The organism is Acinetobacter sp. YH12255 (genome assembly GCF_013417355.1).
GTDB lineage: Bacteria > Pseudomonadota > Gammaproteobacteria > Pseudomonadales > Moraxellaceae > Acinetobacter > Acinetobacter pseudolwoffii.
On the sequence record NZ_VPEC01000013.1, the window covers coordinates 1 to 23468 of the forward strand.

General features: G+C 43.6%; 24 protein-coding genes and 1 rRNA gene. 8 read left to right on the top strand and 17 right to left on the bottom strand.

Going from position 1 to position 23468, the window contains the following annotated elements; all coding sequences use genetic code 11:
- The 4 genes from FTV30_RS07360 to def form a co-directional block, all read right to left on the bottom strand.
- Positions 1 to 217 (bottom strand): 16S ribosomal RNA (locus FTV30_RS07360); the annotation flags it as partial.
- A 584-nt stretch (positions 218 to 801) separates the two neighbouring features.
- Positions 802 to 2823: a TonB-dependent copper receptor gene (locus FTV30_RS07365; protein WP_180001333.1), complete on the bottom strand. Its 2022-nt coding sequence runs from the start codon at positions 2821 to 2823 to the stop codon at positions 802 to 804.
- Positions 2824 to 2895: 72 nt separating this feature from the next.
- Positions 2896 to 3309: a DUF2946 family protein gene (locus tag FTV30_RS07370; RefSeq protein WP_180001334.1), complete on the bottom strand. Its 414-nt coding sequence runs from the start codon at positions 3307 to 3309 to the stop codon at positions 2896 to 2898.
- Between the two features lie 92 nt (positions 3310 to 3401).
- The gene (gene def / locus FTV30_RS07375) at positions 3402 to 3932 is read right to left on the bottom strand and encodes a peptide deformylase (RefSeq protein ID WP_044112406.1); all 531 of its coding nucleotides are present in this window, start codon (positions 3930 to 3932) and stop codon (positions 3402 to 3404) included.
- A 120-nt stretch (positions 3933 to 4052) separates the two neighbouring features.
- Between def and FTV30_RS07380 the strand changes: the two genes are divergently transcribed.
- The 3 genes from FTV30_RS07380 (at position 4053) to FTV30_RS07390 (ending at position 7050) form a co-directional block, all read left to right on the top strand.
- The gene (locus tag FTV30_RS07380) at positions 4053 to 5207 is read left to right on the top strand and encodes a LysM peptidoglycan-binding domain-containing protein (protein ID WP_180001335.1); all 1155 of its coding nucleotides are present in this window, start codon (positions 4053 to 4055) and stop codon (positions 5205 to 5207) included.
- Positions 5208 to 5299: 92 nt separating this feature from the next.
- Complete coding sequence (dprA, locus tag FTV30_RS07385; RefSeq protein ID WP_100329712.1) at positions 5300 to 6439, top strand: DNA-processing protein DprA; 1140 nt, start codon at positions 5300 to 5302, stop codon at positions 6437 to 6439.
- Between the two features lie 41 nt (positions 6440 to 6480).
- Positions 6481 to 7050, top strand: coding sequence for an L-threonylcarbamoyladenylate synthase (locus tag FTV30_RS07390; protein WP_159516705.1), 570 nt, complete (start codon positions 6481 to 6483; stop codon positions 7048 to 7050).
- A gap of 441 nt (positions 7051 to 7491) precedes the next feature.
- Here the strand turns inward: FTV30_RS07390 and FTV30_RS07395 are convergent, their stop codons facing one another.
- Positions 7492 to 8388, bottom strand: a complete 897-nt coding sequence (locus tag FTV30_RS07395) for a DMT family transporter (RefSeq protein ID WP_005173847.1) — start codon at positions 8386 to 8388, stop codon at positions 7492 to 7494.
- Between the two features lie 191 nt (positions 8389 to 8579).
- Between FTV30_RS07395 and FTV30_RS07400 the strand changes: the two genes are divergently transcribed.
- The 3 genes from FTV30_RS07400 (at position 8580) to FTV30_RS07410 (ending at position 11390) form a co-directional block, all read left to right on the top strand.
- Positions 8580 to 9125 carry a glutathione peroxidase gene (locus FTV30_RS07400; RefSeq protein ID WP_005173845.1) on the top strand — a complete coding sequence of 182 codons (546 nt, stop codon included), beginning with the start codon at positions 8580 to 8582 and terminating at the stop codon, positions 9123 to 9125.
- A 528-nt stretch (positions 9126 to 9653) separates the two neighbouring features.
- On the top strand, positions 9654 to 10256 hold the full coding sequence (locus FTV30_RS07405) for a hypothetical protein (protein WP_005173841.1): 603 nt from the start codon (positions 9654 to 9656) through the stop codon (positions 10254 to 10256).
- A 129-nt stretch (positions 10257 to 10385) separates the two neighbouring features.
- Positions 10386 to 11390, top strand: a complete 1005-nt coding sequence (locus FTV30_RS07410; RefSeq protein ID WP_180001336.1) for a pirin family protein — start codon at positions 10386 to 10388, stop codon at positions 11388 to 11390.
- A 28-nt stretch (positions 11391 to 11418) separates the two neighbouring features.
- On the opposite strand, the gene FTV30_RS07415 is transcribed toward FTV30_RS07410, so the two are convergent.
- From FTV30_RS07415 to FTV30_RS07470, 12 genes are all read right to left on the bottom strand, one after another.
- A complete protein-coding gene (locus tag FTV30_RS07415; RefSeq protein ID WP_180001337.1) occupies positions 11419 to 12795 on the bottom strand; it encodes an NAD-dependent succinate-semialdehyde dehydrogenase in 1377 nt (458 codons plus the stop codon).
- Positions 12796 to 12996: 201 nt separating this feature from the next.
- Complete coding sequence (locus tag FTV30_RS07420) at positions 12997 to 13788, bottom strand: DUF4145 domain-containing protein (RefSeq protein ID WP_180001338.1); 792 nt, start codon at positions 13786 to 13788, stop codon at positions 12997 to 12999.
- A gap of 77 nt (positions 13789 to 13865) precedes the next feature.
- Positions 13866 to 14285 (bottom strand): F0F1 ATP synthase subunit epsilon, encoded by a 420-nt coding sequence (locus FTV30_RS07425; protein ID WP_004814254.1) that lies wholly within the window; start codon positions 14283 to 14285, stop codon positions 13866 to 13868.
- A 26-nt stretch (positions 14286 to 14311) separates the two neighbouring features.
- Entirely contained in the window at positions 14312 to 15706 is a 1395-nt protein-coding gene (gene atpD, locus FTV30_RS07430) for a F0F1 ATP synthase subunit beta (RefSeq protein ID WP_004280997.1), read from the bottom strand.
- Between the two features lie 26 nt (positions 15707 to 15732).
- On the bottom strand, positions 15733 to 16602 hold the full coding sequence (gene atpG, locus FTV30_RS07435) for a F0F1 ATP synthase subunit gamma (RefSeq protein ID WP_004280996.1): 870 nt from the start codon (positions 16600 to 16602) through the stop codon (positions 15733 to 15735).
- Positions 16603 to 16690: 88 nt separating this feature from the next.
- The gene (gene atpA, locus FTV30_RS07440) at positions 16691 to 18235 is read right to left on the bottom strand and encodes a F0F1 ATP synthase subunit alpha (protein ID WP_074383695.1); all 1545 of its coding nucleotides are present in this window, start codon (positions 18233 to 18235) and stop codon (positions 16691 to 16693) included.
- 43 nt (positions 18236 to 18278) lie between these two features.
- On the bottom strand, positions 18279 to 18815 hold the full coding sequence (locus FTV30_RS07445) for a F0F1 ATP synthase subunit delta (protein WP_005173826.1): 537 nt from the start codon (positions 18813 to 18815) through the stop codon (positions 18279 to 18281).
- A 12-nt stretch (positions 18816 to 18827) separates the two neighbouring features.
- Complete coding sequence (locus tag FTV30_RS07450; RefSeq protein ID WP_005173825.1) at positions 18828 to 19298, bottom strand: F0F1 ATP synthase subunit B; 471 nt, start codon at positions 19296 to 19298, stop codon at positions 18828 to 18830.
- Between the two features lie 39 nt (positions 19299 to 19337).
- Complete coding sequence (gene atpE / locus FTV30_RS07455) at positions 19338 to 19583, bottom strand: F0F1 ATP synthase subunit C (protein ID WP_000424060.1); 246 nt, start codon at positions 19581 to 19583, stop codon at positions 19338 to 19340.
- Positions 19584 to 19668: 85 nt separating this feature from the next.
- The gene (gene atpB / locus FTV30_RS07460; protein WP_005094552.1) at positions 19669 to 20544 is read right to left on the bottom strand and encodes a F0F1 ATP synthase subunit A; all 876 of its coding nucleotides are present in this window, start codon (positions 20542 to 20544) and stop codon (positions 19669 to 19671) included.
- Between the two features lie 110 nt (positions 20545 to 20654).
- The gene (locus FTV30_RS07465) at positions 20655 to 21047 is read right to left on the bottom strand and encodes an ATP synthase subunit I (RefSeq protein WP_005173819.1); all 393 of its coding nucleotides are present in this window, start codon (positions 21045 to 21047) and stop codon (positions 20655 to 20657) included.
- 174 nt (positions 21048 to 21221) lie between these two features.
- Positions 21222 to 22058: a metal ABC transporter solute-binding protein, Zn/Mn family gene (locus FTV30_RS07470; RefSeq protein ID WP_100329707.1), complete on the bottom strand. Its 837-nt coding sequence runs from the start codon at positions 22056 to 22058 to the stop codon at positions 21222 to 21224.
- A gap of 146 nt (positions 22059 to 22204) precedes the next feature.
- Here FTV30_RS07470 and FTV30_RS07475 point away from each other — a divergent pair, with 146 nt between their 5' ends.
- Positions 22205 to 22702 (top strand): transcriptional repressor, encoded by a 498-nt coding sequence (locus FTV30_RS07475; RefSeq protein ID WP_005173814.1) that lies wholly within the window; start codon positions 22205 to 22207, stop codon positions 22700 to 22702.
- On the top strand, positions 22684 to 23466 hold the full coding sequence (gene znuC / locus FTV30_RS07480; protein WP_100329706.1) for a zinc ABC transporter ATP-binding protein ZnuC: 783 nt from the start codon (positions 22684 to 22686) through the stop codon (positions 23464 to 23466). Before FTV30_RS07475 ends, znuC begins: the two co-directional genes overlap by 19 nt.
- Positions 23467 to 23468 lie beyond the last annotated feature (2 nt).

Consider the following 23468-nt stretch of genomic DNA (forward strand, 5'->3'; position numbering starts at 1 on the left):
TAGCGCAAGGTCCGAAGATCCCCTGCTTTCTCCCGTAGGACGTATGCGGTATTAGCATCCCTTTCGAGATGTTGTCCCCCACTAATAGGCAGATTCCTAAGCATTACTCACCCGTCCGCCGCTAGGTAAAGTAGCAAGCTACTCTTCCCCGCTCGACTTGCATGTGTTAAGCCTGCCGCCAGCGTTCAATCTGAGCCATGATCAAACTCTTCAGTTTAAAATCAGTAGTGCCTAAAGGACACCAATCTTGGCTCATCAATTTTCTGACAAATATTTCTCAAATAAACTTCGAGTAATTTCTACCATCAATCAATGAAAATAATTTCGATTGATCAACCAGTAAAAATCCACACAAGTTGTTCTTCATAATCTCTTAATGATCTTCTTGCTGATTCGTCACCAGCAAGCTAGGTCGGCTATATTACACTGAATTTCTAAAGTGTCAATCCGTAATTCAAATTAATTTAAACTTATCCAACAAAACCCAATCTTAACATCTCGTGCTAAGTTACTGTTTTATCAGAAGTTTTAATCTTCATCACCGCCGATGGATGTGCATTCTACAGCATTTCAGAGGGCTTGCAACACCTTTTTTAAAACATTTGAAACGTGTGTCTATTTTATAAACCACAAGAATTATAAATAACTGTTTTATATATAAAAAATATTTTCATAAAAATGTTCATTATTTTATTTGGAAATGGCTAAAATGCTTAAATATATGATTTTTATAAATTTTATTAAATTACAAAAACAAAAAGCAGGACTTCTGCCCTGCTTTTTGTACTTAATCTAATCAGATTAGAACTTCATACTGACACGCGCCCAGTAATTACGTCCAATATTATTAAATTGTTCATCAGTTGATAAGCCTGTACCAGATGCCCCCATTTTATTTAAGTGTTCGGTATATGTACGGTCCAATACATTATCGATGCCAACTGATAGATCGACACCCTCGGACAAGTTATAGGTACCGTTTAAAGACAACGTACCGAAACCTGTACTTTTCTTGTTGTCATAGCCAACAATATTGCCTTCACGTTCACTAATGCGATTTTGACCATCAACAATGCGCCAGTAAGCACCTAAAGTATAACGATCTTGGATATAACGAAGATTAACGCGCCCTTCTAAAGGTGCAATTTGTGGCAACGGCATATTGTTGGTGGTGTTTTCACCCCACGCATACATGGCGCTCACATCGGCTTGAATGGCATCGGTAAACTGATAGCCAATTCCTGCTTCTGCACCGGCAATGACAGCATCAATATTTTTAGAATCAGCTGCATTGATCCCATGTCCTGTTTTTTTGTCAGCATCATAATTAATTAAAATATAATCCTGAATTAGACCTGTATATGCAGACACCCAAGAGTTCAATGCACCATGATGATGTTGATAGCCGAGATCAAGCTGTAAAGTTTTTTCATTTTTTAAGTCCTTAAAGGTCGATGATGCTTGCCCGTTGAGGTCTGTTTTGAATAATTCCCAATAATCAGGTACACGTTCTACATAACCTAATCCGATATACGTTTTGCCGTCATCATGATCAGGATGGGTATTTTCAAAACGAATAAAAGCACTCGGTAAGGTTTCTGTACGCTCAAGGCCACGTTTAACAGCATCAATGCTAACCTGATCGATACGCAGACCACTGACTAACTTATTATCTCCACCCAAGTCATAGCTCAACTCACCAAAACCACCAATCGACTGAAACTCCATGTCTGTCGTAACAGGTGAGTTCATCATTGGCATAGTCGAATGATACATACCTCCGGCATGCTTATTAAGTTGTGAATCTACCCCTGTAATAAGCTGGATGTTTTCCCATTCATTTGTTACCGCTAAGCGCCCATTTAAAGTACGGCGTGTAACCGTCATTGCTTTATCGGGTTCAGCAACATCACGTAAACTAAAATTATCCATCACGTGGTCATTAAAATTGTAGTTGACCTGTGCTTCAATTTTTTTGATTACATCTGTCACATTTTTCTTTTCTACACGTAGACCTAAGCTTTCACGGGCAAACTGTGATCCATCCATATCACGACCAGCATAAACAGCTTCACCATCCGCCTTACCACCCGCTAGTTCTACCCAGGTATCTGCATCTGGAGTCCATCCCAAAGCCAGATCTGCATTCCAGCGCTCCCAATCTGAAGGCACAGTGGTTCCATCACCATCTTGATAGCTATTCGATACCGAACGATTGGTATTGAGTCGGACATATTTCTGTTCATCGCCTGCTGCAACTTCCACATTATGATCAAGACGTCCGAAAGATCCCATCAAGACACTGGCCTGACCGCGATAGTTTTGATCTTGATCAAACTGTTCCGGACTACGTTCAAAAATTACGGTTGCGGCAGATCCAGTATTGGCATATTGAACCGTTTGTGGCCCTTTAATCACTGAAATCTGGTCATAGCTTTCTGGAGAAATATAAGAGGTCGGTGAATCCATACGGCTTGGACAGGCTCCGAGATTTTCGGTGCCATCGGTCAGGATTTTAATTCTTGAACCAAACATGCCACGGAAGGTTACATCACCATTGGTACCGGCACCGCTATTCACCGCACTAAAACCGACAATGCTTTGTAAATAATCGGCACCATCGCTGGCAGGAATCGGCTGAATTGGCTGTTTCGGATCAGCACGCACAATCAGGCCATTGGCATCATTACCCGCAGCAGAGGTCACCACAATCGGCGCCATAGTGTGCACAGGAAGGCTTTCATTTGCCATGCTGACTTGTGAATAACAGGCAACACAGATCGCAGCCGCAAGTGGCTGTAAAAAGAATTTAGGCTGAGCCATTTTTTTATCTCACTGAATACATAAATAAAGCATGGCTTGAGTCAATAACAACCCAAGCGGAAAAATGCAGATTTATGCAGGCAGTGGTGGTGCCCGTCCCTGAGGAATTAAGAAGAGCTGCTGAAGGACAAACCAGACATGCTTAAAGGTTTTCTGATAAGCAATCAAACGTACATGAATCCGGTCAAGTACCTGCTGGATCTCCAGGTTAGGCGGCAAGATCAGATTGGCATAGACGGTACAGTACTGGCATTGGTGATTGGCATCATGATGGTCATGCTCAGCATGGTCGGATTGAGCTTTGAAATGGGTATGTTCGCTTATACTATGCTGCGCATGCGGGTCTGTTGCTACAAAAAGTGCACGCGTGATGGTTTCACAGACCGGCGCAACCTGATATTGCTTCGGTAACAACGGCTGTAGAAATACAGCAATCTGTAGAAACACAGCTGCACATGCCAGTAGCAGCCCACCTCGTAACAACACAGATCAACCCTAAAATATGCTGATGCCCAGTATAACAAAGCCCAATTGAAATTGGGCTTTGTTTGAGATTAAATTTAACGGAAATAATGGACTTAGCGCTTGACTGCGACCTTGTCTTTATTACGCTGGCGGACCAGTTTTTCCACTTTTTCACGTGCCCGTTGACGTTTTAATGGTGATAAATAATCAACAAATAATTTACCATTTAAGTGATCCATTTCATGTTGGATACACACAGCGAGAAGTCCGTCAGCATCAAGCTCAAATGCTTGACCTTGCAGATTAATTGCCTCGATTTTTACACGTGACGGACGGTCAACTTTATCGTATATTTGAGGAACTGATAGACAGCCTTCTTCGTAGGGCTGCGTTTCTTCAGTCAATGGTGTAATTTTGGGGTTAATAAAAACCATCGGTTGATCTTTATCTTCAGACAGATCCATAACAATCAGCTGAATATGACGATCCACCTGAGTCGCGGCGAGTCCGATACCTGGTGCTTCATACATGGTTTCAAACATATCTGCAGCGAGCTGACGAATTTCATCAGTCACTTCTTCGACAGGTTGTGCAATGGTACGAAGACGGGGATCCGGGAAACTTAAAATAGGTAATAAGGCCATACTGCGTCCTCAATTATGCCATTGATCAAAAAACCAAATGAAGGGAATGCTTCATCAAAAAAATGTGTGTAAGATCGTTATTATAACGCAACTACGCACATAATTTTAGGAATTATGATAATGAAAAAGGTTTTGAAGGGCATGCCATTTTTTAGTGCCTTGGGGTTTAAAAATCAGATGCTGGCACTTGCCGTTTGTGTCGGTGTCAGTATGGGGACCATTCATTCTGCCGAGGCAGCACCTGCACGCAACGTCAATCCACCGGCATTAAAAGCCAATGCACCGAACGTTTATGTGGTGAAAAAAGGCGATACGCTTTGGGATATCTCGAAACGCTTCCTGAAAAATCCGGTACGTTGGCCTGAAATCTGGGCCAGCAACAAGCATGTGAAAAATCCACATTGGATTTTCCCGGGCGATCGCCTGTTGATGTGTGATTACCAGGGCCGTCCGATTATTGGCAAAGATGAAGGTGATGGTTGTGACGGTATTATCAGCCGCTATCTGGGCAGCACCTCTCTGCAACCTCAGATTCGGGTTGAATCTTTAAACAATACCATTCCAGTGATTCCACTAGAACATATCAAACAGTGGCTAGAGCGCTATACCCTGATGGCGCCTGATTCAGTTCAAGGCACCCCATACATTCTTGGAACTGCAGATCAGCGCGTACTGGCGGGCAAAGGCCAGAAAGTCTATGTACGTGGTAACGGTCTGGTCGTTGGTCAACGCTATGCCGTTTATCGTGAAGCTGAGCCTTATGTATTTACCGATGCCAATGGCAAGAAATATACTGCTGCACTCGAGCTGCAACAGGTGGCATCTGGTATTGCGGTACGTAGTGAAGGTGAGGTAACCACACTGGAGCTGACTGACAGTTATAACGCGGAGGTGCGTCGCGGTGACCGCGTACTCGCTGAATACGACCCGATGTTACCGACGCTGTTCTACCCAACCAATGCAGAAAGTATTGTGCCTGGTGGTCAGATTGTGCGTGTATTGGGGTCGATTGGTACTGCAGCACGTCATAGTGTCGTCACCCTTGACCGTGGTACGGCACATGGCGTTCAGACAGGTCATGTCTTTAGCGTAAACCAGAAAGGTGAAGTGGTGACTGATCCGAAGACTAAAGAACGGGTGCAATTGCCAGGTGAGCGTATTGGTCAGGTCATGGTCTTTAAAGCCTTCGATCAATTGAGCTATGCCTATGTGCTGGATAGCGAGCTTCCAATTAAAGTGGGTGCCGGCATTCGGCCTCCTTTGTTAGAAGACTAAGGTTGCAAAGTGGGATGATGTTGATAGATCAGCATCATCTCAATTATTTTCATTCATACCAATAATAAGAAGACGCAAAAATAGGTCTCACTATGTTGAACAGATTGTCGACATCACAAATCAATGCCATCACGCTGTGGTATTTGGTGCAACATTCCCTCACCAGCTTTTATAAAATCAGTCGGCATTATGCAGATCTTGCGGATGCAGTCCATTGTTCTCAAATCGAGACCTGGCAAAAGCTCGGCCTTCATAAAAATCATATTCAACGCCTGAAAGACTTTCAAAGCAGCGAATCTCAAACCCATTTTCAGCACAGTCTAGAACAGATTCAGTTGCACAGTGATTTTGTGCTTTTGCATACAGATGCTGAATATCCACAACAACTGAGTCATTATGAGCATAAGCCGCCAATTCTGTTCGGGCAGGGACATGCAGATCAGTTACTCCAGCCACAAATTGCAATTGTTGGTAGTCGCAAGCCAAGTCCGCACGGACAGCAAGTCGCCTATGACTTTGCCTTTTATCTGAGTGAGCAAGGTTTTTATATTAATAGTGGCTTGGCACAAGGGATTGATGAAGCAGCACATCGGGCTGCGCTACAACATCGACGAACGATTGCAGTGATGGGTACAGGGATCGAACAGACCTATCCTGCTGTACATCAAGCACTACGTCAGCAAATGATTAACCACGGTGGTACAGTTATTACTGAGTTTTTACCTTTTACCCCACCCTTGCAGCAGCATTTTCCACGGCGCAACCGAATTGTCAGCGGCTTAAGTCTTGGGGTGATTGTGGCAGAAGCCGCGTTAAAAAGTGGTTCATTGCTTACGGCACAATGGGCAGCGGAACAAGGCAAGAACATATTTGCAATTCCGGGGCATATTTACAGTGAACATCATCAAGGTTGTCATCAACTGATTCGTGAAGGTGCAATTTTAATTGACCATCCACAGCAAGTGATTGAGGATTTAGCCCTAGCAACACAGTGGCAAGCGAATGCAAATCACTTCAAAAAAGATACTTATCCTGAGCAAGAGCGCACTATCCCGCCCCATTTAATTCATCTTTATAATCAACTCGATTGGGTCGGACAGAGTCTGGATCAGCTCAGTTTTCATTTACAACAGGAAGTATCTTCCTTGACCAGTCAATTGATGGAACTTGAGCTGCTCGGCTTGAGTACTCAACAAGCGGGCATGTATCAGCGTTGTCGTCCACTGAAATAAAGTTCACAATAGGGCTTTGTTGTTTTGTATAAGGTATTCACATGATTACTACCTCTGTTGCTGAAGCAGCAGCATGTCTTAAAGACGGACAAGTCTTGGCATATCCTACAGAGGCTGTTTGGGGCTTGGGTTGCGACCCTTATAATGAACAGGCATTTCATCAGATTTTAAAATTGAAACAGCGCCCGATTGAAAAAGGGGTGATTCTATTGGCAGCGCATATTTCACAGGTGGAACATCTGCTGCAAGATTTAACTACAGAAATGCGTGAACAAGTGATTGAATCCTGGAGCAATGACAGACCCGCTGAACGCGCCATTACCTGGCTGCTTCCCGCGCATCAGGAGATTCCGGCCTGGATTAAGGGCGATCATCCCAAAGTGGCGGTTCGCGTTACCAACCATCCACTCTGTATGGCACTGTGTCAGGCCTTTGGCGGTTTTATTGTGTCTACCAGTGCCAATCCTTCAGGATTGGAACCGGCACGTTCACTGCAAGATGCGATTCGCTACTTTGATCAGAATCTGAATTATCTGAATGGTGACTTAGGGTTAAGCCAGCAACCGAGCCGGATTATTGACGCCGTCAGTGGGGCGATTATTCGCGACTAAGTTGGTTCTCAGTCGACTCAGATATTCAAGCTCGACTAAAGTTTTAAGACAAAAAAAAGCTCAACCATATAGGGATGGTTGAGCATAAAAAAGGATGTGCATAAATCACATCCAGAGGGTTCAGAAATCTCTGGGAGTTTGATAAAACAAGGAAAAATATGTTTAATCATTCTCGATGGATGCATTATGAGAGAAAATTAGTGCAACGACAAGTACAATAAAAAACTCAATTAATACATATTTTCTATTAATACTAGGCAACTTTTAACCAAAATTCAAACTATCTTGCTCTTTCTATTCCAGTTTTAAAATAAATTAAGATTTTTATATTTATTTTCACATTTAAAAATTGGGATTTAACAGGCTATTTCAATTAAAAAACCTTGATTGCTTGCTTAATATTCAAACAATTAATATCTTGATAAACTGTTCCTTAGCTTATCACTTTGCTCTTCCCGGATATTGTGCCCATATAATTCCCAGTAAAATGATACCACCTCCAATACTGTGATACATGGTCCAGGCTTCACCTAACCAGAGATAGGCGACTATCGCGGTAAAAACCGGCATCAGATTCATAAAAATACTGCTACGATTTGGACCGAGTTGCTGTACCGCCATCATCCAAAAGAACGGAGCTAAAATAGAAGGAAAAATTCCGGCATAAACAATACTGGCTGCATTATGGCTATTGATACTGTCCAGACCGAAGTAAAGTACCAACGGAATATGATAGAGACAGGCCATAAAAATCTGGATATACAGACTCAGCAACAATGGAATCTGAATCTGCCATTTTTTCAGCAAGACGCCATAGCAGGCATAGAAAAATACTGCGATCAGCATCAGCAAATCACCGATATAACTGTCGCCCACCGTCAAGAAATGCAACCCCTGCCCTTGGGCCATGACATACATCAGCCCAATAAAAGACAGCAGACTCCCCAGTACCGCAGCCTGTGTCGGGCGAATTTTTAAGACGAAAATACCCACAATAATGGTAAAAATAGGAATAAAGGCATTGATCAGCCCCATATTGGTCGCAGTGGTAAAGTGTGCAGAGCTATAGGCCAATCCTTGATACAGCACCATCCCCAAGGCACTCAAAACTGCAAAGTGTCCAAGATGTGGGCGAATCTCTGGCCAGGCTGCTTTGACCTTGGGCAACAGAAATGGGCTTAAAATTAGCAGTGCCAGTACCCAGCGGTAAAAACTGATACTGATGGGAGAAATATAATCCGCCACATAACGTGTCACCGTCATGTTTAAGGACCAAATAAAAACTGCAGCCAATGGCAATACCATTGCCCACCAGACTGCTTTGTGCTGCTGTGTCATACCCTCATCCATGTGTCGCTTGTCTTGTTATTTAGCGATTGCTATTTGCGCACCCTAGCATAATAGATTTTTCACATGATATTCAGGCAATTTACCGATTTAAGCCTCCTGCCTCAGCAGCTGTTACTTGTATTGAATCTAAATACCCGTTAAAACAAAGATCGATTCAGTCTGAATAAACAGGAAATCTAATGACTCGCTCTGTATATGACATTCCAGTCAAAACCATTCAAGGCCCGGAAACCACCTTAAACCAGTATCAGGGCAAGGTATTGCTTGTGGTGAACGTGGCATCGAAATGTGGTCTGACTCCGCAATATGAAGGTTTGCAAAAGCTGTATAAAGACAAAAAAATGCAAGGTCTGGAAATTCTGGGCTTCCCTGCCAATAACTTTCTGGAGCAGGAACCGGGTAGCGAAGCAGAGATTCAGGAATTCTGCTCTGTCAATTATCAGGTCGACTTCCCGCTCTTTGCTAAAATTTCTGTGGCGGGCGAAGACAAGCATCCGCTCTATACCACGCTGACTCAAGCTGTACCAGAGCGGATCGGTGAAGGCCCGTGGTGGAAAGATCTGGTCGATTATGGCCTGACTCCAAACCAACCGCCTGAAGTGTTATGGAACTTTGAGAAATTTCTGATCAATAAAAATGGCGAAGTGGTTGCACGTTTTGCGCCTGACATTACTGCAGATGATCCGCGAATTGTGGATGCGGTAAATGCCGAACTGGCCAAATAATTGCTCATCGCAAAGTAAGTATGTATTTACCCAATAGATACTTACTTTGTAATTTAAACACAGCGAGCTAAATACATAATAATTCATATAAATCCTATCTATAATTCGCCCTCAACTTTTATTTTTGGCTATAGTTCGTCGCCTGTTCATCAATCTAACAGGCCTAATCTGCAATGATCCTCGGTTAGATTAACAATACACTTGAAGCAATAAACCATTGAGTAAAAGCAAGCGTATTTTCTATATCAAATGCATTCTACGCGTATGAGAAACCCGTACTGGATCAAGTGAATAGGGAGAATGTAAGCATGCATATCCAGAATTCTCCGTTTCTTAACATCATTACAGCCCAAACAATTTATTGAGTTGAAAACGTGAGTTTTATCTTTATTTTTTAAGCATTTTTAATCGAAGACGGTCTGCGCTTCAGTAAATTTGTTATAACTTTGCAACAATCTTTTTTATCTCCATAGTTTGTCCCTATATTAAATCATGAAATATTTCCACCTGCACCGAGACCCTGATTCCATGTCCAAGATTCTTGCCAATGCCGTTCTTCCTTTTGCATTATTTAGCTCAGGGATTTTACTGATGGGATGTGAACAGGCAGTTGAAGCACCCACTGAGCAAGCGGAAACTCGTAGTTCCGATCTTGACACTGCCAGCCAGCCGCAAACTGGCGCTACCGCACCAACTGAGCTTAGATCGGGCAATATGTTTTATATGGTTCGTGATGTGGCTGACTTACAGCTGAAAGCAGGCAGTTATGTGGAACAGTTGAAGCAGACTCAGACTGAGCTACAAAGTGCAGTAGAAGCCAAGGATACTCAGCAACTGCAGTCCACCGCAACCCAGTTACAACAGCAACTCAACAGCTTTAATCAGGTACTCGGCAACCTGAACTTAAAAAGTCAGGAAATTGACCAGATCCGCAGCAATATCATGAGTGCCAATCAGCAAGTCTTGGCCTCACCGCTGTTGAATGGTGACATGGATTTAAGCCAGATCGACCTGAAAAAAATTGAATCGCAGATGGTCAATGTGCAAGCTGAAATGATCAAACTGGCGGGGCTGCTGATCCAGAATCCAGAGCAAAAATCAGACAGTACGACTGAACAGGAAAATACCTAAACCTTCATCTAAGGCGATAGATCGGAAAGCATCTTCCTCAATCGCCTTATCTGCTTTACACTGTGATTTATTATAAAAACTAATTTAAATTAAAAGCTTATATCTAATAAAATAATCAGGAGTTCAATCATGTCGAATTCAGTGCTGTATTCTGTTGTTCCGGTCGAATCCCGACTTGACCTGAAAGATCCCTTTATTTTTACTGTTCACCATCAGGATCATTATCCACAAGGCAATGCCCAATTAGGGCCAGTTACACCGCCGTATCAGCATGAATATGACATGTATTATGGCGAGCAAATTCCCGGCTTTCCGGAGCATCCGCATACCGGTTTTGAAACCATTACCATTGTCGAGCGCGGTTATGTCGACCATTTTGACTCGCTCGGAAACTCGGGACGTTATGCCGCAGGTGATGTGCAATGGCTGACCACCGGCAATGGGGTACAGCACTGCGAAATGTTTCCCTTAGTTCATCAAGATCAGGATAATCCTCTGGAGCTGTTTCAAATCTGGCTGAATTCCTCACCGGAACAGAAAAAGCAGCCGGCCGATTATAAAATGTTGTGGCGTGAACAGATTCCGCATGTATTTTCAGCCAATGCAGCCGGACCTAAAGCGGATATTCGGGTCATTTCAGGGCAGTTTAAAGATACCGAAGCACTGGATCGTCCACCCCATTCTTGGGCAGCACCTGCTGAAAACAGGGTCAATATTTACCTGATCACACTTGCGCCTGAGGCAGAGCTGATTATTCCGGCAAGTACTGCGAGCGCGACGCGTTTTTGTTATTTCTACCAAGGCAAAAGTCTGGAGCTGGAAGGACAGAAAATACAGGTCAAGCATCTGATAGAACTCAAACCAGATCAGGATATTCATCTCAAAGGTGGTTTACTGGAATCACATATTTTATGGCTAGAAGGTGAACCGATTGGTGCGCCTGTGGCAATGCGTGGGCCCTTTGTGTTAAATACTCAGCAGGAACTGGATGCTGCTTTTCGCCGTTATCGTGACACCCAGTTTGGTACTTGGCCTTGGCCAAACACTGAACCATCATTTCCACGAGAACAACCGCGTTTTGCCAGTTATGACGGTGGTCAACGCGAAGAATATCCAGAACAAAGAAGCCACTGAATAGTGGCTTCTTTGTTCAATCAATCTCTTATTTCTTCGGGCTTTTGACCACGACCAGTTTCTTTTGCACAAATTCTTTGAAACCATCAATCGACAGTTCATGGCCATAACCGGAGTTCTTCATCCCGCCAAATGGTAATTCCGGCGTGGTATCGGTAAACCAGTTAATCCAGATCATGCCCGTTTCGACACGTGAAGCCAGCTTTTTCGCCCGCTCGATATCTTGTGAATGAATCACGCCACCCAGACCATAATTGGAATCATTGGCAATCGAAACAATCTCATCCTCATCCTTGGCCACATAAATCTGGGCAACCGGACCAAAGAATTCTTCATACCAGGCCGGATTATCTCGGCTGATATTTTCCAAAATCGTCGGCTGATAGAAATTGCCTGCATGCTCATACGGCTTACCACCAGTGACCACTTTCGCACCATGTTCTACCGCCTTATCGACCTGTTCAGTCAGCTTTTCCAAAGCGTCAGCGGAAGACAGTGGACCCAATGTGGTTTCAGGATCAAGCGGATCGCCAATTTTTAACCCTTCAAATACCTTGATCATGCCAGCCTTGAATTGTTCGGCAATTTTTTCATGTAGGATAAAGCGCTTGGCTGCTGTACAGACTTGACCGGTATTGTTCACCCGAGCTTGGCAGCCTATCTTGATGGCCTTTTCCAGATCAGCATCATCCAGCACAATAAAGACATCATTACCGCCCAGTTCCAGCGTTGATTTTTTAAGATGTTTTCCGGCCTGCTCAGCGACAGCACTGCCCGCACCTTCTGAACCTGTGAGTGCCACACCACGTACACGTTTATCTGCAATCACCTCAGCAACCTGATCACTGCTAATAAACAGGTTGGTCCAGACACCTTTGGGTGCGCCTGCATCCAAGATCAGTTGTTCAAAAGCTTCGGCACATTGCGGTACAATTCCGGCATGTTTTGCCAGAACCGGATTACCGATGGCACAGTTCGGTGCAAAAACCCGCATTAATTGATAAAACGGAAAATTCCACGGTTCAACTGCCATAACAATGCCCAATGGATGATGCTCAACCCAGGATTCTCCCAGTTCCGTTTCGTAGGACACAGGCGCTAAAAATTCTTTGGCATGATCAGCATAGTATTCAGCAATTTTGGCGCAGGTTTCGATTTCACCTTCACTCTGCTTGATCAGTTTACCCATATCCAGCGTCATGAGCTTGGCCAGTTCCGACTTTCGCTCACGCATACTGCTAGCCAGCTTGCGCAGTACCTCAATACGGGTATCGGCCTTTTGAGCCCATTCCGATTTCAGGATTTTTTCTGCGGTATCGAGGGCATTTTGAATATCTTGATCGCTATGGGAGGGGTAGTCTTTCAATTTTTGATTGGTAAATGGATTAATAGATTGATAAGCCATGATTTTCCCTTTTTCAATTATAAGTTTCGCCTGTTCTGAACCCAGTCAAATGAAGTTATAACAAGCAAGTATCTGTTCGAATTATTTAACTTATCATTGATTCTTTTATGGCGTGTGCCTGCTTACAGATTGGTTCAAAACATTACTGAGAAAGGGTAAAAGTTATATCGAGCGGTACAAAGCACAATACATGCAGGAGCTTTATAACTTTTTCTTGGGCTTTCTTTTTTGAGTAGTTTCTCTTACTACTGGAATGGCATATTTAGGTGAGGGTTTCAACTTTATACTTTTAGTTTGCTTTATTTCTGCTTGATCTAGATTGTAGTATACAAAAAGTTGCTGAATTAAATTTTCTAAAACCTTTAAATGCAAAATTAATTCTTTTCTAGATTTAGTATCCGCACGGTGTGCTGCATCATTTCCTAAATATCTAATATCATCAAGTAAAGCTCGTTGTTTGGTCGAAATAAATCCATCTTGCTCAAACTGATTTAAAATCAGACCCAAATCGTTAGAATTACCAAAGTACTTAATGATCTGTTCTAAAAGAGTTCTTAGACCTAAACCAGTCAATAAAGGCATTTTATTATTTAATGCAACAATTACTTCCTCATATATATTATAAATTTCTATAGGTAAAATTTTTTCAAATTCGATTGAAAAAGCAGTTTCCTCATCTCTCATTGGAAAAACACTATAAGTTGCAGCCTCATCGTAAATAGGATCACCATTCAACTCATATCCTATTTGATAAACATCTTCAGAATATAAAGTTTTGGTTTGATAACTAATAGTACCGCAATTAATACATTTTAAAATTCTATAATTGAAGTAGAAATCAATAGGACTATGATTAAAATCAGAATCAGATATATCAACTAATACTTCATGTTTGATAAGAGTCTTACATTTTATACAGAGTACTTTCTTATGAGCTATTGTATTTTTAAATTCTGAATCCTGAAAAATAGGATTTAAGGTATTTAATTTCATTATTTTTTAGGTATTAAAAAATTAAGTATATAAAAAAACCACCCTTTCGGGTGGTTTCTTCAATCTTAAACCTGCAATTACATTGCGCGGTTTTTGATTTTGCGGATCGTTTCCAGCTGAGCAGCAGTTTCTGCAAGAGCAGCCAAAGCAGCAGCAGCGTCCAAATCGCCCTTTTGATTTGCTAGCAATTGTTCAGCGTGTTTACGCGCTTCAATAATTGCAGCTTCATCTAAGTTTTCTGCACGGACTGCAGTATCTGCAAGAACCGTAACAACATGCGGTTGAACTTCTAGAACACCACCAGATACATAGATTAATTCTTCTGTACCGTTTTCCAAAATAACGCGGATCGCGCCAGGTTGGAGCAAAGTTACCAGCGGAGCGTGACCAGGCATAATACCTAACTCACCGCCAGCACCTTTAGCAATTAGCATAGTTACAGTGCCTGAGTACAAAGACTCTTGAACACTTACAACGTCACATTGCATAGTCGCCATGAGAATCTCCTAAATTAGGGAACTAATTAAAGTTTCTCAGCTTTAGCAATCACTTCGTCAATACCACCAACCATGTAGAACGCTTGTTCTGGGATGTGATCGTATTCACCAGCTAGAAGACCTTTAAAGCCACGAATCGTTTCTTTAAGAGATACTAATTTACCAGGAGCACCAGTAAATACTTCAGCTACGTGGAACGGTTGAGAGAAGAAACGCTGGATTTTACGCGCACGGTAAACAACCAGTTTATCTTCTTCAGCAAGCTCGTCCATACCAAGAATCGCGATGATGTCTTTAAGCTCTTTATAACGTTGCAATACGTTCTGTACAGAACGTGCAATTTCATAATGCTCTTGACCAACAACTAACGGATCTAACTGGCGTGAAGTTGAGTCTAGTGGATCGATCGCTGGGTAAATACCAGAAGATGCGATGTCACGGCTCAATACAACAGTTGCGTCCAAGTGAGCAAACGTTGTAGCAGGCGATGGATCTGTCAAGTCATCGGCAGGTACGTATACCGCTTGGATTGACGTAATAGAACCAGACTTAGTCGATGTAATACGTTCTTGAAGAACACCCATCTCTTCTGCAAGTGTAGGCTGGTAACCTACTGCAGATGGCATACGACCTAGAAGTGCTGATACTTCAGTACCCGCTAGTGTATAACGATAGATGTTATCTACGAACAATAGTACGTCACGGCCTTTACCGTTTTCGTCTTTCTCGTCACGGAAATATTCAGCCATGGTCAAACCAGTCAACGCTACGCGTAAACGGTTACCCGGTGGCTCGTTCATCTGACCGTAGACCATTGCTACTTTGTCTAGAACGTTAGAATCTTTCATTTCGTGATAGAAGTCATTACCTTCACGAGTACGCTCACCAACACCAGCAAACACAGATAAACCTGAGTGAGCTTTCGCGATGTTGTTGATCAATTCCATCATGTTTACAGTTTTACCAACACCGGCACCACCGAACAGACCAACTTTACCACCTTTAGCGAACGGGCATAGCAAGTCGATGACTTTAATACCAGTTTCTAAAAGGTCAGTAGAAGCTGCTTGTTCTGCATAAGAAGGTGCAGAGCGGTGAATTGGTAAACGCGCTTCAGTCGCAACAGGACCAGCTTCGTCGATCGGGCGACCAAGCACGTCCATGATACGGCCTAGAGTCGCTGTACCTACAGGTACAGAAATCGGCGCACCAGTGTTAACTACGTTCAAACCACGCTTAAGGCCTTCAGTAGAACCCATTGCAATAGTACGAACTACGCCATCACCAAGCTGTTGCTGAACTTCTAAAGTAGTTTCAGTACCATCTACTTGGAGAGCGTCATAGATCTTAGGAACGCTGTTGCGTTCAAACTCGACGTCGATAACCGCGCCGATGATCTGAATGATACGACCGCTATTCATTGCTGTCTCCTCAATTCAAAATAATGTTAAACGGCAGCGGCACCACCAACGATCTCAGAAATTTCCTGAGTAATCGCGGCTTGACGCAGCTTGTTATAAATAAGTTGCAGGCTCTTAATGATCTCACCTGCGTTGTCTGTCGCTGCTTTCATAGCGACCATACGTGCAGACTGCTCACATGCGATGTTTTCAATCACACCTTGATACACCACAGACTCGATATAGCGAACCAACAAGCCATTTAAAAGCTCTTCAGCTTCAGGCTCGTAGATATAATCCCAACCGTATTGACGGTTAAGAGTCTTGTCTTCTTCAGCAGCAGCCAAAGGAACAAGTTGTTCGATCTTTTGATTTTGAGTCATGGCATTGACAAAGCCGTTTGACACTAGATAAATACGATCTAACTCGCCTTTATCATAAGCATCCAACATCACCTGTACAGAACCAGATAACTGCTCAAGACTCGGAGTATCACCGACTTGCGTCGTCGCCCCAAGCACTTTACCGCCGTAGTTTTTAAAAAACGAAACCGCTTTTTGACCAATTAAAGCAAATTGAACTTCAATTGACTGCTCTTGTTGCTGTTGAACGTGTTTTACCACTTTCTTGAACAGGTTAATGTTCAAACCACCAGCAAGGCCGCGATCTGAAGACACAATGATATAGCCAACGCGCTTAACCGGGCGTTCAACCATATAACGGTGTTTGTATTCAGGGTTCGCTTGGACCAAATGAGCAATTACACGGTGCATATTTTCGGCATACGGACGGCCTTGAGCCATGCGCTCTTGCGCACGACGCATCTTAGAAGCTGCTACCATTTGCATCGCTCGAGTAATCTTTTGCGTGCTCTTGATACTAGCTACTTTGGCGCGAATTTCTTTTAAATTTGCCATACGCTTAACCTAGTATTCGAAAGCCCTTGCGAGCTTCCGAAGGTTGATTCCGTGAACCAAACCAACACTAATCTAGCAAGTTGCTAAATTAGTAAGTTTGAGTCGCTTTAAAGCTTTCAATACCTGCTTTGATTGCAGCTTCGATGTCTTTGTTGTAATCACCAGAGGCATCGATTTGTTGCATTAACGCAGCATGTTCTGAACGGAAGTAAGAAATTAACGCAGCATCAAAGTCTACGATTTTCTTAACGTCTACGTCAGCCATGTAGCCTTCGTTAGATGCATAAATTGAAACAGCCTGGTCAGCAATTGAGTATGGAGCATATTGTTTTTGCTTCATTAACTCAGTTACACGTTGACCATGTTCAAGTTGCTTACGAGTTGCTTCGTCAAGATCAGAAGCGAACTGAGCAAATGCTGCCAATTCACGGTATTGCGCCAAAGCAGTACGGATACCACCAGACAATTTCTTGATGATCTTGGTTTGCGCTGAACCACCAACACGAGATACAGAGATACCCGCGTTCACAGCAGGACGAATACCTGCGTTGAATAATGATGTTTCAAGGAAGATCTGACCATCAGTAATCGAAATTACGTTGGTTGGTACGAATGCAGATACGTCACCCGCTTGAGTTTCAATAATCGGCAATGCAGTTAATGAACCAGTTTGGCCTTTAACTTCACCGTTAGTGAATTTCTCAACGTAGTCAGCAGATACACGAGAAGCACGTTCAAGTAGACGCGAGTGTAGATAGAACACGTCACCTGGATAAGCTTCACGACCTGGTGGACGGCGTAAAAGCAATGAAATTTGACGATACGCAACAGCTTGCTTAGACAAGTCATCATAAATGATTAACGCATCTTCACCACGGTCACGGTAGTATTCACCCATTGTACAGCCAGAGTACGGAGCCAAATACAGCATTGCTGCTGGATCAGATGCACCTGCTGCGACAACAGTGGTGTACGCCATAGCGCCAGTTTCTTCCAGCTTGCGTACTACGTTAGCGATAGTCGATTGTTTTTGACCAATTGCTACGTATACACATTTAATGCCAGAGTTTTTCTGAGCGATGATCGCGTCGATCGCCATTGCTGTTTTACCAGTTTGACGGTCACCAATGATCAACTCACGCTGACCACGGCCTACAGGGATCATTGTATCTACTGATTTATAACCAGTTTGTACAGGTTGATCCACTGACTGACGCCAAATTACGCCTGGTGCTACTTTTTCAACAGCATCAGTTAATTTAGCATCGATCGGGCCTTTACCATCAATCGGGTTACCCAAAGCATCGACTACACGGCCTAAAAGTTCTGGACCAACCGGAACTTCTAATACACGACCTGTGCAACGCGCTTTTTGACCTTCTTGAAGGCTTAAGTAGTTACCTAAAACAACGACGCCCACTGAATCCTGTTCTAGGTTCAGTGCCATACCATAAAGGCCGCCGTCGAATTCGATCATTTCACCGTACATTGCATCAGCAAGGCCGTGAATACGCACAATACCGTCGGAAACCATAACAATGGTCCCTTCGTTCTTAGCGGTTGCGCTGGTGTCCAGATCGCCGATACGCTGTTTAATGAGCGCACTGATCTCGGATGGATTCAGTTGTTGCATTGCGCTATACCTCAATCTTTTTAAAGTTCAGTCTTCTTATTTCTTAAGCAAGAAGACGAGTACGCATTTTCTCAAGCTTGTTAAGCGCAGAATCATCTATCACTTGGTCGCCTGCACGAATAACTACACCAGCAATAAGCTCTGGTTTCACTTCTACAGAAACACTTACTGCAGCTTCGAATTTCTTCTCTAATGCATGCGTCAGTAATTGTTCCTGAACAGAAGTTAATGGGAATGCTGATTCAATCACAACATCCACAGTATTATTATTCTGTGATTTGAGCTGTTCATATTCTGCAGCAATTTCAGGAAGAAGCGTCAAACGGTTGTTTTCAGCAAGCAATGTCAGGAAGTTAGACACTGCTGCAGTTTGGTCTTCACCTAAAACTTTGGCAAAAAGAGACACCTGCTCAGCAGGTGTAAGCTCCGGGCGATTTAGATAAGCTGAAAATGCTTCGTCTTGCACCGCAGCACTGAGCAATTCAAGTGCAGTTGACCAAGAGTCAGTTGCACCCTGCTCAGAAGCGTAAGCAAATGCTGCTTTTGCATAAGGGCGTGCTAACGTCAAGAGTTCAGCCATAATCTGCCTCTCTTAAAGTTTAGCAGCCAGCTGAGTCAGCATGGCATTGTGAGCTTCTGCATCAACTTGCTGGCTAAGAATTTTCTCAGCACCAGTCACTGCAAGAGCAGCCACTTGTTGACGCAATTCTTCGCGAGCAGAATTGATTTCGGTATCAACAGCTTCTTTCGCTTGTTGACGAATACGCTCACCTTCAGCAGATGCTTGAGTACGCGCTTCTTCTACCAACTGTGCTGCACGACGGTTCGCTTGTTCGATCAATTGAGCCGCTTGTGCTTTTGCCGTGTCCAGTTCAGCTTTCACTTGTGCTTGCGCATCTGCAAGGTCAGCTTTCGCTTTTTCAGCAGCATTTAAGCCATCAGCGATACGACGCTGACGTTCACTAATCGCATTGATTAGTGGTGGCCATACAAACTTCATGCAGAACGCGACAAAAATCGCAAACGCAATCGCTTGGCCAAACAATGTGAGGTTGATATTCATTGCAAATTCCTCAAATAGTGAATTTCGGAATTAAGCTGATTAACCTACAAATGGATTAGCGAAGATGAAGAACAAGCCAATACCAACACCGATCATAGGCACAGCATCAAGAAGACCTGCGATTAAGAACATACGAGTTTGAAGTTGCGGAGCCAATTCTGGTTGACGAGCAACAGCTTCAAGGAAACGGCCGCCTAGAAGACCAAAACCAATCGCAGTACCTAAAGCACCGAAAGCGATCAAGATAGCAGATGCAATTGCAACTAGACCTAAAGTGAGTTCCATGATAATTCCTCAGAGGTTAGGTTTTATACCAAATTAAGTTAAAAAATTGTGTGCCCAACCATCCGTTGACAGTTAGGCAATACCATTAATGCTTTTCGCTTGCCATACTCATGTACACGATAGTCAACATCATGAAAATGAATGCTTGTAGCGTAATAATCAAAATGTGGAAAATCGCCCAAGGCACAGACAACGCCCACTGGATCCAGAACGGTAATAACGCGATAAGAATGAAGATTAACTCACCCGCATACATGTTACCGAACAGTCGTAGAGCCAATGAAACTGGTCGCGCCAAGAAAGTGGTCAATTCCAACAATAAGTTGAATGGAATCAAAAGCACTTTAGCAACTGGGTTACTTGGGTTAAATGGGTTAAGTGCTAACTCACCAACGAAGCCGCCAACACCTTTCTCACGAATACTATAGAAAATGATCAAGAAGAATACAGAAATAGACATACCGAGGGTAACGTTTGGATCTGTAGTCGGAACAATTTTAAAGTAAACCTGATGAGGGTCTACACCCAGCATAGAAGCAATCGCGTGTTGAGCTACATAAGGAATAAAGTCAACAGGGATCAAATCCATCAAGTTCATGAGGAAAATCCACACGAAAATGGTTAAAGCTAAGGGTGCAATTAATCGAGACTTCCCGTGGAAGGTATCACGTACACTTGAATCTACAAACTCGATAATCATTTCAATTGCAGACTGGAACTTGGTAGGAACACCAGCATTAGCCGCTTTCGCAACCAACCAGAATAACAAACAGAAAATCAGACCCAGTCCGATAGACCAACCCATTGAATCCAAGTGAATAGCAGTGAACCCCATCTGTTGAGCTTCAGCACCGCTCTCGGCCAATTTCCATGTACCATCTGGCATTTTGCCATAGGTCATGTTGGTCAAGTGATGCTTGATATACTCGGTCGAAGTAAGGGCATGTTCTTCAGCAGCCATAAATCACACCTGGTCAATGTCAAAAAACTAATAGAACAAACGAATATCGCGTGCTGCTTGATATCTCGCCTGCTCCTGAAAAACTTTTCAATTTCTTGTTGTGTCTATACTCATTTTTGTAGACGTGACGCCCAAAACGGAGCGACCCACGACATGGCTTGAACAAGTATAAAACCACAAAACAACGCCACCGCTGACAACGGTTCGACATTGCTTAAAATTAAAATGAAACCAACAATCACAATTGCAAACTTTCCCATTAAGCCTTTATACATGTTCGAAAGAACTTGTTTAGACGCGCGGGCTCCTGCTGCTCGAAACGATTGCCACGAAAAATAACAAGTCGCGAGCCAACAAACGAGCGCACCTAATGCTGCACTCAAGGCTGCGGTTGAGTCTTTCACGACCCAGCCGATCAAGGCTGAAACAGGGATCATACAGGCTTGCAGGAGGACCAAAGCTTTCGCTAATCGTCGGTCAATCAAGCGACTAGTTCGGCTCATTATTTATTCACTCACAGCAATCATGCTTGACAAGTTTAACAGGTGATTATTTTTAATCGCAGGCATTATAGAGTTACACCCCTGAACATGCAATCTTTTCCCGACCTTAGTCGTGTTTTTTTAAATCGGGGCAATGCTGTTAAACTAATCAAAATCTGTCTATTTTTTAAATCATTAGCGTGCATTTAATACGCACTTCTGGGTTTCTGCTGCTAATTGCTGCCAGGCTTGCACAAAGTCCCCTGCCCCGCTCATGCTTTCATCGACATGCTGAAACACCACCGGTTTCAGTTTTCGGTACTGATTTTCACTGGCATGACCTTCGGCCAGAAGGCACATTTTAGGCTGTGGGCGATGATCCTGTAAGAACTTGATTTGTGCCACAGTTGGCGAGACATGTGGATCATCGGTCAGTGCGCCCATGAACTTCAGATTCAAGGGACGTTCCAGATATTGATAGGCATCATGATACGACCAGTAAGCTTTGGCTTTAGTGCTGGAACTATAACGCTGGGCCGTCGCAAACATGCTTTGCGCAAAGTCGCGTGCATTTTTCCAGTACAGTTCACGGTTCTCCGGCAATTGTTGCGAACGCAGCGCCGCAATAAAGAAGCCAATCCTTACGGCATTGTTTGGATCGAGCCAGACATGCGTATCTACCGTATTTTTTAAGGCCTCACCACGCGGGTTACGCATCGGCAATGTGGTCAAAATACCGGATTCCAAAATAGCGATACCTTTATGACTGTCATTCAGCACTTTGGCCAGCGGTGCTTCATGCGCCTGACCCAACCAGATCACCAGACCGGCATCCTGAATGATTTTACGATGTGCCGGGGTCAGACTGACATCATGTCCGCTCTGATTGGCCAGTAATAAAGTCGGCTGTTCCACGCCCTGGGTAATTTTCTTGGCAATCAGATAGATCGGCTGAGTCGAGACCACCAGACTTTGTGACCAACTGAGTGTGCTGAACAAAGCCAAAAGACCCATTGCAAGGAGACGGAACATGAGTAGAAATCACTTAAAAACGAGAAAATTAGTAAGTGTTATAATATAACAAAAATACAAAAATACCTATGCCCAATCGAAACTCTGAACGCTTCATGTTAAGATTTGAAATCTATTAATTTTCAGTTTCGCACTTGAGGTGAACTATGGGTTCTTGTTCGCACGAACACCACAACGCATTGCACGGCGTGCACGACCATCCCAATGTCGCACAACGTCTTGCTGAAGCGGAAAGTCTTTGTGCAGCAACAGGCGCACGCCTTACCCCTTTGCGTAAAGAAGTGCTGGAACTCATTTTAAATGCGACTGGCCCGATGGGGGCTTATGATTTACTGGCACAAATGAAAAATGCCAGTGATCGTCCTGCAGCGCCACCTACGGTATACCGAACCTTGGATTTTTTATTGGGTAAAGGGCTGATTCACCGCCTGACCTCGATCAATGCCTATATTCCTTGTTGCCATCCACGTGAAGGACATCAGGCGGCTTTTTTAATCTGTACTGAATGTAAAGCGGTGACAGAAGCATCAGCGCAAGGTCTGCTTGACCAACTTGATGCACTTGCAAGCTCGGATGACTTTAGCGCACATCACAGCATTATTGAAATTTCAGGAATCTGTCAGCAGTGTCGCAACAAAGCTTAAGTGCCTCCCCCCTGATTCAGCTCTCCCAGATCTGGGTCAAGATTGATGAGCGTGATATTTTAAAAGCCATTGATTTTTCATTGCAAGAAAAAGAGATTGTGACGCTGATTGGCCCGAATGGTGCAGGCAAGTCGACTTTAATTAAAGTCATGCTTGGCATTTTAAAACCGCAATCCGGTGAGATCAAAACTGCACGTAAACTGAAATTCTCTTATGTGCCGCAAAAATTCAATCCATCGCATAGCTTGCCGCTGCGGGTCAAAGATTTACTGGCGCTGGAAAAATGTCCATCCAAAATCAAAACTGAAATTATTCGCGATACTGGCATTAGTAAACTGCAAGATTCCAAAGTTCAGCAACTTTCAGGCGGTGAGCGGCAGCGGGTGCTCTTGGCACGGGCCTTATTACGCCAGCCGGATATTCTGGTACTGGATGAACCGATGCAAGGTCTGGACATTCAATCCGAAGCTGAACTGTATGAATATGTGCGTAACTTGCCGGGAAAATATGGCTGTGCCGTATTAATGGTGTCACATGACCTGCAATGGGTGATGCAAGGGACGACTCGTGTGGTGTGCTTAAACAAACATATCTGTTGCAGTGGCCTGCCAGAAAGCGTACAGCAACATCCGGAATATCAAGCGATTTTTGGCACCAATCGGGTGTTCTATCAACATCATCATGATCATTGTGCGCATGGCGATTCTGCTACGCCGTGTCAGCATGATACGCGCCCTCATATTCACCCCGAGCCGGAAGCTTAAAC